General features: G+C 35.4%; 12 protein-coding genes. 7 read left to right on the top strand and 5 right to left on the bottom strand.

What is annotated here, in order from left to right:
* Positions 1-138: 138 nt before the first annotated feature.
* Together K412_RS22705 and K412_RS0106030 are read right to left on the bottom strand one after the other, a co-directional pair.
* A complete protein-coding gene (locus K412_RS22705; RefSeq protein WP_024832267.1) occupies positions 139-387 on the bottom strand; it encodes a hypothetical protein in 249 nt (82 codons plus the stop codon).
* 347 nt (positions 388-734) lie between these two features.
* Positions 735-2,219, bottom strand: coding sequence for a methyl-accepting chemotaxis protein (locus K412_RS0106030; RefSeq protein WP_024832266.1), 1,485 nt, complete (start codon positions 2,217-2,219; stop codon positions 735-737).
* A gap of 256 nt (positions 2,220-2,475) precedes the next feature.
* On the opposite strand from K412_RS0106030, the gene K412_RS0106025 reads away from it, so the two are divergent.
* Positions 2,476-3,474, top strand: a complete 999-nt coding sequence (locus tag K412_RS0106025; protein ID WP_024832265.1) for a 3-oxoacyl-[acyl-carrier-protein] synthase III C-terminal domain-containing protein — start codon at positions 2,476-2,478, stop codon at positions 3,472-3,474.
* A gap of 161 nt (positions 3,475-3,635) precedes the next feature.
* Complete coding sequence (locus K412_RS0106020) at positions 3,636-5,540, top strand: ABC-F family ATP-binding cassette domain-containing protein (protein WP_024832264.1); 1,905 nt, start codon at positions 3,636-3,638, stop codon at positions 5,538-5,540.
* A gap of 61 nt (positions 5,541-5,601) precedes the next feature.
* On the opposite strand, the gene csaB is transcribed toward K412_RS0106020, so the two are convergent.
* Positions 5,602-7,839: a polysaccharide pyruvyl transferase CsaB gene (csaB, locus tag K412_RS0106015; protein ID WP_024832263.1), complete on the bottom strand. Its 2,238-nt coding sequence runs from the start codon at positions 7,837-7,839 to the stop codon at positions 5,602-5,604.
* Between the two features lie 234 nt (positions 7,840-8,073).
* Here csaB and K412_RS0106010 point away from each other — a divergent pair, with 234 nt between their 5' ends.
* The gene (locus K412_RS0106010; protein ID WP_024832262.1) at positions 8,074-8,712 is read left to right on the top strand and encodes a redox-sensing transcriptional repressor Rex; all 639 of its coding nucleotides are present in this window, start codon (positions 8,074-8,076) and stop codon (positions 8,710-8,712) included.
* A gap of 50 nt (positions 8,713-8,762) precedes the next feature.
* On the opposite strand, the gene K412_RS0106005 is transcribed toward K412_RS0106010, so the two are convergent.
* Positions 8,763-9,863, bottom strand: coding sequence for a prephenate dehydrogenase (locus K412_RS0106005; protein ID WP_024832261.1), 1,101 nt, complete (start codon positions 9,861-9,863; stop codon positions 8,763-8,765).
* A complete protein-coding gene (gene aroF, locus K412_RS0106000; RefSeq protein ID WP_024832260.1) occupies positions 9,853-10,878 on the bottom strand; it encodes a 3-deoxy-7-phosphoheptulonate synthase in 1,026 nt (341 codons plus the stop codon). Before aroF ends, K412_RS0106005 begins: the two co-directional genes overlap by 11 nt.
* Positions 10,879-11,333: 455 nt before the next feature.
* On the opposite strand from aroF, the gene fusA reads away from it, so the two are divergent.
* The 4 genes from fusA to proB all read left to right on the top strand — a co-directional run bounded on the left by fusA (position 11,334) and on the right by proB (position 16,099).
* Positions 11,334-13,418 (top strand): elongation factor G, encoded by a 2,085-nt coding sequence (fusA, locus tag K412_RS0105995; protein ID WP_024832259.1) that lies wholly within the window; start codon positions 11,334-11,336, stop codon positions 13,416-13,418.
* Positions 13,419-13,568: 150 nt separating this feature from the next.
* Positions 13,569-14,435, top strand: coding sequence for a hypothetical protein (locus K412_RS0105990; protein WP_024832258.1), 867 nt, complete (start codon positions 13,569-13,571; stop codon positions 14,433-14,435).
* 82 nt (positions 14,436-14,517) lie between these two features.
* The gene (locus tag K412_RS0105985; RefSeq protein WP_024832257.1) at positions 14,518-15,210 is read left to right on the top strand and encodes a phosphatase PAP2 family protein; all 693 of its coding nucleotides are present in this window, start codon (positions 14,518-14,520) and stop codon (positions 15,208-15,210) included.
* A gap of 70 nt (positions 15,211-15,280) precedes the next feature.
* Complete coding sequence (gene proB / locus K412_RS0105980) at positions 15,281-16,099, top strand: glutamate 5-kinase (RefSeq protein WP_024832256.1); 819 nt, start codon at positions 15,281-15,283, stop codon at positions 16,097-16,099.
* Positions 16,100-16,124: the final 25 nt, after the last annotated feature.

Below are 16,124 nucleotides of genomic sequence, written 5' to 3'. Positions count from 1 at the left end.
CTTTAACAGAGCTTCCGTTGATATAATTTATACTCTTAAATTAATCTAGAATGAGACTTTTTCCTTTTTGCAATTTACATAAAATCGTATATATATTTAGTAAACAGAAAATTATGTATAGAGCATAAAGAATGATGCTTACACTGTTATTTCTATTGATATATATGGCGTAACTGGAATACAATAATCCAAAAATCCTTTACCAGCTTCGCCTGCTCTTGCGGCTTCTATGGAGGCATTCAGGGTTGGTTTGAGTAGAGATATTGTTAACTCCATTTTGCTTTTACCCGACTGGAACAAATCTTTTATTTTATGGATACTTTCTACTTCCTTTTCAGCTTCTTCAGCTACAATATTAAATCTTTTCCTATTTCTTCCATGGAACAAAGTAAGACGGGTCTGATATCACTGTAAATGCTGACAATAACTATAGTCAAGAAAACGGTGAGATAAGTTGTAAGACTGGGATTACTGGTTATCATAATAGAACTGATAATTCCCATTGTACAGGTAAAGTAATAAATAGTGGCTTTGGGAAATAAATTTTTTAATGTAAGAAAACCACCTACAGCACACAAGGGATATCCTATTAATCCCAAAAGAAGAATACCGTTTAAAGGCATTTTAAAGACTATTGCAAAACTTCAGGTAAGAGAGAAAAATTAATTACATAATAAAATGCCGGACTTTATGTTTTATCATAAATCCGGCATTTAGTTTAATTTGCTGATTTCTTAACCGTTAAAATTATTAAGTTCATCTATTAATGCATTGAGCTTTATATAGTTTTCCTCAATAATATTCATACGACTATTCTGTTCACTGATACATGCTGTAACTTCTTCTGCTGTAGCAGCATTTTTTTCGGTATTATCACTTATTGCATTAACCTCATCATCAGTTGATTCAAATGAATTGTACAAGTTTAATGAAGTTGCTTTAATATGACTGGTTTTTTCCTCTATGCAGTGGATTTCATCTTTAATTTTATTAAAGATGTCTTTTGTTGCCTCAGTATAAGAGTTACTATTACTTATATAATTCTTTTCTTTACTAATTTCTTTTGAAACATTAAGTGCATTTTCTTCCATTTCCTTTAATATACTTTCTATTCTCTGTGTGAGGATATTTGATTCTTCAGCCAGTTTCCTAACATCCTGAGCTACAATTGAAAAACCTTTTCCTGCATCACCGGCTCTGGCCGCTTCTATAGAGGCATTAAGGGAAAGCAGGTTTGTTTGCTTTGATATATTATTAACAGAAGTTAATATATTATTTATTATTTTATTTTTTCCAATTAAGTCTGTAGCAAGCTTTTCCACCAAAGTCATAGTACTTAAAGCTTCTTTCATTTCTTTTGATAAATTATCTACATAATCACTGCCGCTCTCAATATTTGATACAGCACTTTTCACTGCAGAATCCATGTCATTGGATGCTTCCATAGAGACAACCATTTTGCTTTTACCATTTTCAAATAATTCTTTAATTTTATGAATACTTGTTACTTCCATTTGAGCTTCTTCTGCTACAATGGTGATAGCCTGGCCTATGCCGTCAGATATTTCCTGTGCGGAAATTATACTGTCCTTTATGTCTGCACTTATCTTGGCTAGGCTTTTACTAGTTGCTTTTATCTCGTTATACAATCCTTCGGCCTTCTCTTTAGAAGAAATAGCATTTACGGCAGTATTCTCAAGTTGAATATATAATTTTTTTGTAAGATAACTAAGGAAAAATAGAACAAAAGCTGACACAAATATATATAAAATAAAAAAGATCATATCAATAAATGTGTTATTTGGAAAAATTTCTGACTTATAGTTATAAAATGAATAAGTAGTAAGAAAACAACCTATTACAGAGCAAACCAGAACAGGTCTGATATCGCTGTAAATACTGACAATGACAATGGCTAGAAAAACTGTAAGGTATGTAGTAAGACTAGGATTATTGCTTATCATGATGAAACTGATTACTCCCATAGTAATTGTAAAGTAATACATAATTGCTTTCGGGAATAACTTCTTAAATGAGAATACAGCTCCGATAGCGCATAAGGCATATCCCACAATTGCTAAAATCAAGATATCATCAAGAGGCGTGTTAAAAATATAATCCACTACCACTCTTAATGAAATTGAAGCGAGCAAACACAGCAGCACAATCTTATTTTTCTGGTGCAACTGTTCTTCTACCAAACGACTAAGCATGTTCATTAATCTACCCCCAAACCAATGTTTACAAAGTTGAAAAACAAAGAGCATAAAGATTTAGTGCGGTAAGGCTATAAAAATTTTATAGTTAATATTATATCCTTTAAGTTAACATTGTTCAACATAATCGTTACATTTTCTGTAAAATTTGTTAAAACATATTGATTTTTGGAAAAATGTCTATTATTATATAAAATAGTAAATAAATGACACAAAATCCAAAAAAAAATAAAAAAATCCAAAAATAGGAGGAATTATGATGTTTTGCAATCTTAAGATTATGGGAGTGGGTATTTATCACCCCAAAAATGAAATCGACAATAAATATTTTGTCGAACACTTTAAAAAAATGAATAAGGATCCAAGACCCTTATTAAAACATTTAGGTAGAGAAAGAAGGTTTAAAGTTAAAAAATTTGGAAATGAGAATTCTTTAACAATGGCGTTGGAAGCGTCAAAAAAAGCTATTGCTGATGCAAATATTGATGTTGATGATATTGATATGATAGTATTTGCATCTGATTTTCCGGAATATGTATCTCCGTCAAATGCGCTGATGATAAGTAGTAAACTTAACTCACGTGCAAATATTGTATTTGATATGAATTCAAACTGTATAAGTATGATTTCAGCATTAGATATAATAGACTCATATATTAAGAACAAAGATATAAATAATGTGTTATTGGTTTCCAGCTGTATGATAACCCCATTTGCAAGGGAAGACGATATAGTCGTATATCCTACAACAGCCGATGCAGCAGCTGCAGTGATACTTCAAAAAATACCGGAGAAGAAAAGAAGTGGTGTAATTGATTCAGGGTTTTATACCGATTGCAGCTATAACTGGACTATAAAAAATCCGGCTTGCGGTTTTTCGAGAATTACTGACAATTCTGTGGATGCAAAAATGAAAATGATGGAATGGAATCAATTTGATTTTAGTTTTTTGTCGGATAATTGGTGTAAACTAATATATAATCTGTTAGATAAGAATAGTCTCACACCGGAAGACGTATCACTTTATTTATTCTCTCAATTTTCCAAGGCCGATATTTTGGCTACTATAGAAAAACTTAATGTAATGGAAGAGAGAATAATATATGTAGGAAATAAATATGGCTATACGGGGCCGACAAGTCCAATATTGGCACTTAACGAAGCAAAAAAGACCAACAAAATAGTAGAAGGCTCATATGCCATACTCTGTTCCGTGGGTTCCGGATATACAATGGGTGCGCTTCTTTATAAATTCTAAATATTTACCCCGATATATGCCGGGATTGTGTTGTTAATAACATACCCCCGGCTTTTTTGCTGTAAAGGATAATACTAAAAGGACTATGCTTATAGGGGAATAGTTTGTTATAATAGATAAAAACTCAGTAAGTCAAAATATTTACAAAATGGAGAACTACAGTGATAGTACTAAATTGTAATAATGTTGATTTTTCATATGGTGTAGAGACCATTTTAAATAATGTTTCCTTTAGTCTTAAGGAAAATGACAAGGTAGGACTGGTTGGTGTTAACGGTGCTGGAAAGTCTACGTTGTTTAAGCTTATAATTGGTGAACTTCAGCAGGAAAACGGCGAAATATTTATTTCAAAAGACATTAATGTTGGCTATTTAAAGCAAAACTCTGCATTAAATTCTGAAAACACGCTATGGGATGAACTTCGTGATGTTTTCAGAGATTTAGTTGAAATGGAAAAGTCAATTGCAAGATTGGAGAAGGAAATAAGTTCTACAACTGAGCAGGGAAAGCTGGAATCCCTTATGAAGGAATACAGCCGTCTTACTGAAAGGTTTTCATATTTGGGAGGCTTTGAGTATAACAGCCGTATAAGGGGTGTGCTGCGAGGACTAGGCTTTGAAGAACACGAATTTGAATGTAAAATAAGCATATTAAGCGGAGGGCAGAAAACAAGGCTTGCTTTGGCAAAGGTGCTTTTGGAGGAACCAGACATACTTATGTTGGATGAGCCTACAAACCATCTGGATATAGCAGCGGTAGAGTGGCTGGAGGATTACCTCAAAAGTTATAAAAAGTGCCTTCTTATAATATCCCATGACCGTTATTTCTTGGATTCTGTAACCAGTCGAACCATTGAGATAGAAAACCATACAAGCACAGTTTACAATTGTAATTATTCAAACTACGTTAAGCAAAAGGCAGTAAACCGTGAAATTCAAGAAAAGCACTATATACAGCAGCAAAAGGAAATAGCCCGACAAGAAGCCTATATAGAGCAGCAGAGAAGGTGGAACAGGGAAAGAAATATTATTGCTGCAGAAAGCCGTCAGAAGGCACTGGACAGGATGGAAAAAGTTGAAAAGCCAAGCGATTTACCGGCTACGATAAAGATAAAATTCAGGAAAACAATTGCAAGTGGAAATGATGTTCTGGATGTAGAAAATATTTCAAAGTCATTTGACAATAAGGAGCTCTTTAAAAATATAAGCTTTAAAGTAAAAAAAGGTGAAAGGGTATTTTTGCTGGGACCTAACGGATGTGGAAAATCAACACTTTTAAAGATATTGGCAGGAAGGTTAGAGGCATCCTCTGGCACATACAGCTATGGAGCGAAGGTTAACCTTGGCTATTATGATCAGGAAATGGCTGATTTGAACGAAAACAATACTGTTCTCGATGAGGTATGGAGTGTTGACCAGAAGCTTATACAATCAGAGGTCAGAACTGCACTGGGAGCATTCCTGTTTACAGGGGAAGACGTATTTAAAAAAATATCTGTTCTAAGCGGTGGTGAAAAGAGTAGGGTTGCAATGCTCAAGTTGATTTTTTCGGATTCCAATTTTATAATCCTGGATGAGCCTACAAACCACTTGGATATAAATTCAAGAGAAATTCTTGAGGATGCTCTAAGTAGCTATGAGGGAACACTTTTGGTTGTTTCCCATGACCGATACTTTATAGACAAACTGGCTACCAGAATAGTTGATATTGGAACAACTCCTGTTGTAGACTGTTTTGGTAACTATACTTATTTTACCGAACATTGCAAAAAGAATGTTGTTTCAGCACAAAAAGAGCAACCTGTAATTTCAGAGGCGAAACAGAGCCACATTGCTACAAAGGAAGAACGCAGCAGGATACGAAAACTTGAAAAACAGCTCTCCGACACTGAAAAGGCTATAGAGAAAGCAGAAACCCGTCTGAAGGAACTGGAGGAGGAGATGGTCAGGTTTGCTACCGACCATGAGAAACTTCTGGAATTGAATGAGGAACAGCAGCAGGTACAACATAAGCTTGAGGAATTGTATGAGGTATGGTCTGAGGTTACAGAGCAGTTGGAGGCATAAAAAAACATTAAAAAACACGCAGTCAATTTCAACTGCGTGTTTTATGTTTTAAATTATCATTTTAATCGGAAATTAATTCAATTGCATAGAGAGAGTTTTCACGGGCTTTACATATAAGCTCTTCTACGGAACTTTCCAAAACTGCCTTAATGGGTTCACGATTTTGCAAAACATTATCAATTTTAGAGCGTAAACGTTCAAAATTGATTTCTTTAACATTTCCGGCAGTCGGTTGATTAATATATTCCAAAAAACCGTCAACCTTTGGCTGATAACTGATTCCAATAAAAGGAACTTTCAAATAAGCCGCAAAAATTAAAGCATGAAGCCTCATGGACACTATGATGTCCATTTTATTTATAACCGAAAAGGTTTCTATAACAGTGTGATTATTGCTTATAATATAGTTTTTAGTTTTCATTTTTGAAATAATGTTTTTAATAGTAAATATATCAACATTGTATTCCATTGGTATAAATACAGGTTCTAGTCCGTATTTGATAAAAACATAATCTGCGGCTTCTGCAATAGCTTGCTCATATTTCACATGCTGCTGTTCTTCAAAACCGGGACATCTTCGTACCGAAAAACCTGCATATTTTTTATCAGGGGACAACCCAGAAAAATTGCGGCTGTCATTTAGCTCATCCGAATTAATATTGACAGCAAAGGCAGCATCGGCAGTCAACATAATTTTGGGTCCTATAATGCCCATTTTTTTAAGTTCGTTTAGGGAGAATTTTTCTCTGACGGTAATTACATCGGCCATATTCAATATTCTACGAGAACGCTCTGTATTACTTGATTTATTTATTGGGCCAATCCCATTTGCATAAAACATTATTTTCAGTTTTAGCTTTTTGGCAAGCCATGCGGTTCCCAGATAAAACAATAGGGAACGTGAGCTTGTACTATCCTGGATAATATTGCCTCCGCCGTATACAAAAAGCTTGGACTTTTTCATTGATGAATAAACCTTGAACATATTCTTCCTGTTTATGGCACTTACTCCATAGTTGCGAGTAGTTTCCAGGGGATTTCTGGAAAGTGCAAGGATAGATATGTCAGGTTTTTGCTCCTTGAGATTGTCAACAATGGATCTGAGCATTGCATCATCCCCGATATTACCAAAACCATAGTAACCGGATACTATTACATCATATTTTTTGCCCTTAGATTTATTTAAAACATCATTTTGTATCTTTGTATATATCTCCAACTGAGTTTTGCACATGGCATCCAGAGAGAAGTTCTTATAGGCTTTTTCATAAATTCTTTTACCGAATTCTATTCGCTTTTCATGGTCCAATGACAGCTCCAGAAGGTAATCGGCAAGAGTATTATAGTCAAGGGGTTCAAAAAGGTAACCATTTACCGAGGAATCTATAAGGTCAGGTATTCCTCCTACTCTGCTGCTGACAGTAGCCTTTGAAAAGCGGGCACCTTCTAAAATGGAATATGGAAAACCCTCGCTTATAGAGGTTAATACGCTAATGTCAATGATGCTCATTAACTCGTAAGGGTCATTAAGCCAACCGAGAAAGAATACATTATTATCCAACCCTAGTTGATGACATCTAGTGGTAAGGGACTTATAATCTTCTCCGTCTCCGCCTATAAGAAATTTTACATTGGGATTTTTCTCAACAACCAGTTTTGCTGCATCTAACAGGGTATTAATACCTTTAACGGGAGTCAATCTTGCTGCTATTCCTACAAGTATATCCTTTTCATTTAATTGTATTTTGTATTTTGAGGCAAATTCTTCCCTTGAATAGTCATTGAGTTTTTTATCAAAATCTATTCCGTTAAGAATTGTATATATTGAATTTGTGTCAAATCCTCTGTCTACAAGCATTTTTCTAAAAGCAGAAGTAACCACAATATAATAATCCAGACTGCGAAGTACCAATGAATTAAATAACCCTATAGAAAGTCTTTTAGGCAGACTTTGGAGGTAATCAAGTTTATAGTCGCTGTGCATTGTTGTAATTACTGGTATATGACAAGCTTTTTTTATAGCATAGGCAAAAATATTTGCCTTGGCACCATGCGAATGAATAATATCAAAGTTGTTATTTTTAACAAATTGTATTGCGTTGCGTATATCTGCAATAATATTTGAGGACTTTATTACTTTTACATTTATCCCCATTTCACGGGCTTCATCTGCAAAGGCTCCCGGTCTGAGGCTAAGAAGAGTAACATCTATATTAGAAGTAAGTTCCTTTACAAGTGACAGAACGTGCACTTTAGCTCCTCCAACATCCCCTCCACCGATTAAGTGCAAAACTTTCATTAAAATTTCTCCTTTAAAATCTTTTGTAAATGACACAAGTACTATTTTATCACAATTAGCAGTGGTACACTAACCTATTTTATACATTAAACAAGTATATAAATAAGTATAAAACCCCATTAACATGTTAATATAAATAAGAGGAAATGTTGTTATAGAGGCAGACTGATATTGACAATAAAATAACGAAGATGATATAATACCAACACTAATAATTATGAGGTGAAGATTTTAATGGCTTCAAAGAAAATTTCCATGGCTGTAATAAAAAGACTTCCCCGTTATCATAGATACTTGAATTACTTACTTGAACTTGGTATTAAGAGAGTGTCTTCTAAAGAGCTAAGTAGCCGTATGGGAATAACTGCTTCTCAGATAAGACAAGACTTAAATTGTTTTGGCGGTTTTGGACAGCAGGGATATGGATACAATGTAGAGTCTTTATATAATGAAATAGGTAATATACTAGGTATTAACAAAACCTTTTATTGTATTATAATTGGTGCAGGAAATATGGGACAGGCATTATCCAATTATGAGAATTTTATGAAAAGAGGATTCAAAGTAATTGGAATTTTTGATGTCAATCCTGAAGTAATAGGTAAAAAACTCAAAAATCTTGAGGTTATGAGTCTTGATTTGCTTGAGGAGTTTATACTACATAACCCCGTTGATATTGCCATGCTTTGTGTTCCATACAAAGAGACAGCTACTGTTGCTGACAGAGTTGCCAGATTGGGAGTAAAGGGATTATGGAATTTCTCACCTATGGATTTAAAAATTCCATATGATGTAATAGTGGAAAACGTACATCTGAGTGACAGCCTTATGGTTCTTGGATATAAATTAAATGACAAGTTTGAAAGAGAATAATAATAAGCCGACATTTGATTATATGTCGGCTTTTGTGTGTCGAAAATAAGCTAGTCTTTTCTGAATACCATGTATGAAGAAGCTTCTAGAATTTCAAAGGCTTTATCTGTGTTTTCCTGATCAGATAGGGTAATTTTAAGGCATCCCTGTTCATACTCTCGGCTGTTGGATACATTTATATTTTTAATGTTTATTCCGTTATTGCCCAGTAGAGTTGCTATTTTTCCTATAATTCCGGGCTCATCGGTAACATCTACGATAAGCTCAAATTGCTTTGGAAGCAGACCGGTAGCAGTATTGGAAAAACCGTCTCTAAAGGCTTTCGCATTATCAAAAAAGCTATATATTTCTTTATTTTTGCCCAATTTGATATTGTCTATCATACCGTCAACTATAAGTTTAAAATCCTCTAAAAGCTTTACAACTACAGGCCCGTTACTTATAACAACGTCTTCCCACATAGAAGGATTTGAAGATGCAATTCTGGTAATATCCTTGAATCCTCCTGCTGCAAGGAGCTTTATAAGGCCTTGACTGTTTTCGTTATTTTTTGCAAGGGACACCAGTGCGGAAGCTATGATATGAGGGACATGGCTTATGCATCCTGTGACTGTATCGTGTTCAGGGGAGGAAACCACAATAGGTATGGCGCCTATTTTCCTTAACAATTCTTGTAAAGTATTTATTGCATCGTCATTAGAGCCCTTTGTGGGGGTCAAAACATAATAAGCATTTTCAAACATATGAGCTAGTGAATTTGTATAGCCTGATTTTTCTGTTCCGGCCATAGGGTGTCCTCCTACAAATAGGGGAGGGTTTGCAAGGCCATCAATGTAATTGTGCAATTCTCCTTTGGTACTGGCTACATCTGTCAATATACTACCTTTTTTTATTTTATGTGATAATTCATTTACATATTTAATGGTTTTGCTGACTGGAGTACAAATGAAAATGATATCGGAATTCCATATCTCATCACAGCAATTATTAAAGCCCTTGTTTAAAACCCCTTCTTTTTCAGCAAATATAAGAGACTCGGTACAATTATCAACTGCATATATTTTTATGTCTCTAAACTCATGCCTGAAGGCCTTGGCTAATGAACCGCCAATAAGACCCAGGCCGATAATCGATATACTTTTAACATCCATAGTTGAACTCTCTCTCTAAGATTGGTGCAAGCTTACTTATGTCTTTACAAAGTGAATCAAACTCCGATGGCTTTAACTGCTGTGCTGCATCAGATAAAGCGCATATTGGGTTCGGGTGTACTTCAACTATAAGGCCGTCGGCACCCGCTGCTATGGCGGCTCTGGATAGCGGAATTACATATTTAGACTTCCCAGCAGCGTGACTGGGGTCAACGATTATTGGCAGATGACTCATATTTTTAACTACGGGAACGGCACTTAAATCCAGCGTATTTCTAGTAGCTGTTTCAAAGGTTCTGATACCTCTTTCGCATAATACAACATTGTAATTGCCTTCACTCATTACATACTCAGCAGCGTTGAGCCACTCGTCAATAGTGGTTGCAGAACCCCTCTTTAGAAGTACTGGTTTCATGGATTTTCCTATTTCTCTCAAAAGTTGGAAGTTTTGTACATTACGTGCCCCTACCTGAAACATATCTACATATGGCATTGACAGTTCTACTGCTTTCTCACTAGTTACTTCTGTGATTATCTGCAAACCTGTTGCATCCTTTGCTTCTTTGAGCAGCTTAAGTCCTTGTTCTTCAAGACCCTGAAAAGCATACGGGGAAGTTCTTGGCTTGAAAGCTCCTCCTCTTAAAAACTGAGCACCTGATTTTTTTACTGCTTTGGCAGCTTCTAGTATCTGTTCCCGATTTTCTACAGCACATGGACCAGCCATGAGAACAAGTTCCTTACCGCCTATTTTTACTCCATTTACATCCACAACACTGGGTTCAGGCTGAAATGTTTTTCCTGCCAATTTGAAGGATTCTACGATTGGAACAAGTTTTTCAACCCCTGGCATAATTTCAAGAGGAATGTCACGAAGAACTGCTTTATCACCGATTATACCGATAATAGTTCTTTCGGTACCCTGTGATACATGTACTCCCAATCCTGAATTTTTTAGGACATTGATGACATCATCAATCTGCATTTGATTTGATTTTGGATTCATTACAATAATCATTAAAATTCAACACCTTTCTACCGTTTTACATTTTTAAATCCGAAAAACACCGTTCTACCATATTACACAAGGACTCTAAGCCCTGTTAATATATCCAATCATTTAGTTTGATTGATATATTACACTATATTATATAGCATCATATAAAAATTATAAACAGCTATAAGCTACAAGATTTTAAAAAATTTACTATATAAAAAAGGTAATTTTGTACTGATATAGAATTAAGAATAATAGATATAATTTATATTTGTTATTCTTAAAAACTTAATATTAAATATGCACTAGATATTTTTACCCTTTTATTCTGTTTCACTTTACTTATTGTATTGAGGTTTTATACAAATGAGAACAGGCTATAAAGCTGGAATGTATGACCCGAATAACGATTTCTGTAAGGGAAGTCGGTTTATTATACAGGTGTGAAATAATTGAAAAAATAAGGGGGAATGATTATGAAGGACTATTCCGTGCAAAAACTACGGAACATATGCCTCTTGGCACATGGAGGGGGAGGAAAAACTACTCTAGCAGAGGCTATGATGTTCAATACTGGCGTACTGGACAGATTTGGGAAAGTAGCTGACGGGACTACAACGTCTGACTATGATCCCGAGGAAATTAAAAGAAAAATATCTATTAGTACCTCTATGGCACCTTGTGAATGGCTGGACCATAAAATCAATGTAATTGATACTCCCGGTTATTTTGACTTTGTAGGAGAAGTAATGCAGGGCATTCGTGTTGCAGAAGGTGCGGTAATAGTTGTTTCTGCAAAAAGCGGAGTTTCTGTAGGAACAGAAAAATCATGGGCTTACGCCAAAGAGCGTGGTGCAGCCAGGATGTTCTTTATTAATAAAATGGACGAAGAAAATGCCAATTTCAATGCTGCCTATGATAAAATGCTGGACATTTTCGGCAACAGTGTTATACCATTCCAGATTCCCATCTACGAGGCTGATAAATATGTTGGTTATGTAGACATAATCAATATGACTGCGAAAAAATTCCAAAAGGATAAAGTAATAAAATCGGATATTCCTTCGGATTTAACAGATAGAATTTCTCAAATAAAAAACTCACTTAATGAATTAATAGCTGAAACTGATGAAGCTCTTATGGAAAAGTTTTTCAGTGGTGAAGAGTATACGACGGAAGAACTGCAAAAGGGCATAAAGGTCGGTATAGCCGATGGAACAATAACACCTGTATTTTGCGGCTCTGCTTACTATAATATGGGGGTTAAGGAGTTGATGGATGCTATTGTGTCTTTTATGCCATCTCCCGAAACCGTAAAAGTCAAGGCTCAAAAAGTAGGAAAGGACGAATATATTGAAATAAATCCCGATGCAACTGCACCTCTTTCTGCATTGGTGTTCAAGACTATTGCTGACCCGTTTGTAGGTAAGATATCCATGTTCAGAGTTTATTCAGGAACTTTGAAGGCAGACTCTTCTGTTTTTAATTCTACAACAGAGAGGGCAGAAAAAATCGGTCAAATTTTCGTTATGAGAGGTAAGAAGCAGATTCCCACAGATAAGCTTATTGCAGGTGACATAGGTGGAGTTGCAAAGCTGGCCGGAACTAATACCAACGACACACTTTGTGACCAGGCAAATAAAGTTATATTGGATAAAATAGCTTTTCCAGACCCGGCTATTTCAATGGCTGTAGAACCCAAAGCAAAAGGGGATGAGGAAAAAATCAACTCTGGTTTACATAAACTTCAGGATGAAGATCCCACATTTAAAGTCTCAAATAATACAGAAACTCATCAAACACTTATTTCAGGTGTAGGAGAACAACATCTGGATGTTATTGTCAGCAAGCTTAAAGCTAAGTTCGGAGTATCAGTAAATCTTGTTAATCCTAAAATACCTTATAGAGAAACAATCAAGAAAAAAGTCAAGGCAGAAGGAAAACATAAGAAACAGTCGGGAGGACATGGTCAGTACGGTCATGTATGGATTGAGTTTGAGCATGGCGATACAGAGGATCTTGTTTTCCAAGAAAAGATATTTGGAGGTTCTGTACCCAAATCATATCATCCAGCCGTAGAAAAGGGTTTACGAGAAGCCATTGTACACGGTGTTCTTGCTGGGTATCCGGTGGTAAACCTTAAAGCGACATTGGTTGATGGCTCATATCACGATGTAGATTCTTCTGAAATGGCCTTTAAAATAGCTGCGAAACTTGCTTATAAGAAAGGTCTGCCCATGGCCTCACCAGTGTTACTGGAACCCATTGTGCATGTTGAGATTTATGTGCCTGAAAAGTATATGGGAGATATAATCGGTGATATGAATAAAAGACGTGGAAGAATTCTTGGTATGAATCCAATGGATAACGGGGAGCAGCAGGTTGAGGCTGAGGTTCCTCAGGCTGAAATGTTCAAGTATGCCACAGATTTGAGATCCATGACACATGGAAGGGGACACTTCAAGCTATGGTTTGAAAGATATGAAGAAGCACCGGCTATGGTTGCAAACAAAGTTATTGAAGAGGCCAAAAAGCACATGAGTGAAGATGATGATGAGTAACTAAATTTATGTAACTGAATTTTTGTAGGGCTGATTGTTATGGAGATTCTCCAAAAACATCGGCCCTTTTGCTTTGAAAACTATTGACTCACATCCACTTGTAATATAAGGTATTTATGTTGGTTAAACCCAATTTATAAGGAGGATACTATGTGTAAAGATATTGTTTTGAGTAATGAGAGACTTTCTGTTGAAATCTCATACCCTGGAGAAAAATACAATGGCTCCAGATTTGATTGGTGTGGATTTATTACTCAAGTTACTTTAGACGGAAAACATACTTTTTGCGTAAAGGAATCTTTGGATTCAAGAAAGGGTTCAGGCGGGTGCGGACTTTGCGGAGAATTTGGAATACGTGAGCCTGTGGGTTTTGATGAAACGCCTGTGGGAGAGTACTTTCCAAAGATTGGCGTAGGCCTTTTGAAGAGGCCGGATATGGAGGATTATGACTTTTTCAGAAAATATGAGGTTAAGCCCTTAGATTTTAATGTGACTAACAATAAGACTTTAGCTGAATTTTCTGCTGTGATGCCTATTCACAATGGTTATGCTTACATATATAAAAAAAGTATAAGCTTATGCCAAAACAGATTAAAAATAACCTACCAATTGGAGAACACTGGAGAGAAAAAAATAAGTACCACGGAGTACTGTCACAATTTTATTGGAATAGATAACAATAGCATAGGAAGCAGTTATTCATTAAAGCTTCCTTGTGATATTCATCCAGAAGGCACCAGCGGCGAGATTATTTGTAATGGCAGAGTGCTGACATGGCCTGACAGTTTCAGTGAGGAATTCTACAGCCAGTTTAAGGATTTTGATTGCAGGGGCGGCTATACATGGGAATTATTTGACAGTAAGTCAGGGGTTAGTGTTAAGGAAACAAATGATTTTATTCCACATAAATTTGCCTTGTGGGGGGCTAAACACGTTGCAAGCCCTGAGTCATTCATTAATATCAATATTGAGCCGGGTAGAAAACAAACATGGACAAGGGAATATGAATTTCTTTAATTTTTATGTAGAAATATTAAACAATTTTTCGAAATCTGAGTATAATTATTTGTCAAATATAATATTCTGATGGAGAAAAAATATGACTAACAATTTTTTAAATCAAGAGAACTTGCGTGGATATTTTCGCAGGATACTGCTTATGTTATTGATACCAATGGCACAAGGAATATACTTTTTACTGAATGTTACTACTAAGAAAGCACATGATGTAACTATATTTCTTGATAATTTGATACCCTTCAACGAATGGTTTATCATACCATATGTTTTTTGGTATTTTTATATTTTTGGTATTCTGCTGATTATGGCATACTTTAATGAAAAATTTTACTACAAACTTTTGTTCAGTATATTGATTGGTATGTTCATTTGTTTTGCAATATACTATGTTTACCCAACGACGGTTCCACGCCCTGAGGTTCTACCTGACAACTTGTTAAAAAAGGCAGTACTGATTATTTACGGCAATGACAAGCCATATAATTGTTTCCCTAGCATCCATATGCTAGACACTATTTTGCTTACACTATTTACATTAAAATATGGTAAAGGGCTGCTTATGAAGTTTTCGTCAATAGCAATATGTATTATCATATACATGTCTACATGGTTCGTTAAGCAGCATAGTATTTTGGATGCCCTTGCTTCTACAGTTCTGGGAATAGCATTGTTTTTGGTTTTTGAGAAGGGTTATTTGCTAAATAAAGTGGGAAATTTTGTAAATTATTATTTTACAAAAGACAAAAGTCCATCATATCAGGAAGATGTGTAGTGGAAAAAATCAAGGATTTAAGATATAATTTAAAAGATGTTTTGATTTTGGTATAAGGGGTATTGATAAAATGTGTTTCAAAAGACAGAATCTTCAGGATGCACAAAGGATTGTCATTAAGGTAGGAACTTCTACTTTGACATATGATACCGGGAAAATTAATTTTACTTGCATAGATAAGCTGGCAAGAATTATTTCAGATTTATCCAATCAGGGTAAAGAGGTAGTACTAGTTACTTCAGGAGCTATCGGTGTAGGTGTTGATAAACTTAAAATGTCCGAAAGACCTAAAACCATTAGAGAAAAGCAGGCTGTTGCAGCAGTAGGACAATGTGAACTCATGCATATGTACAGCAAATTCTTTTCAGAATACGGACACATTGTTGCTCAGATTCTATTGACAAGAGACATAATGGGCGATGATAAATGTTGTAAAAATGTTGTTAATACTTTTGAAACTCTTTTAGAAAAGGGTATTGTTCCTATAGTAAATGAGAATGACTCCGTATCTACAGTTGAACTTAAAGTAGGACAAAAGGATACTTTTAGCGAAAACGATACACTGTCTGCTATTGTAGCAAAGCTTATTGAGGCTGATTTACTAATAATTTTATCGGATATAGACGGTTTTTATGATTCTGATCCCAGAAAAAATCCTGACTCTAAAATGTTATCTGTAATAGAAAAAATTACTCCTGAGATTGAGGAGTGTGCCGAAGGTGCGGGAACCAAACGAGGCACCGGAGGAATGGTAACAAAGCTTAGTGCTGCAAAGATAGCTACAGGTTCAGGGGTAAATGTGGTACTGACCAATGGCAGTCACCCCGAAGCAATTCTTGACATATTAGGCGGGGAACAGGTTGGAACATTGTTTATTGGAGCAAAATAGAATTTTATTTATAAAAAAACGGCTT

Origin of the sequence: Ruminiclostridium josui JCM 17888 (genome assembly GCF_000526495.1) — a bacterium.
GTDB classification, from domain to species: Bacteria; Bacillota; Clostridia; order Acetivibrionales; family DSM-1351; genus Ruminiclostridium; species Ruminiclostridium josui.
This window is presented reverse-complemented; position numbering and strand designations above follow the sequence as displayed.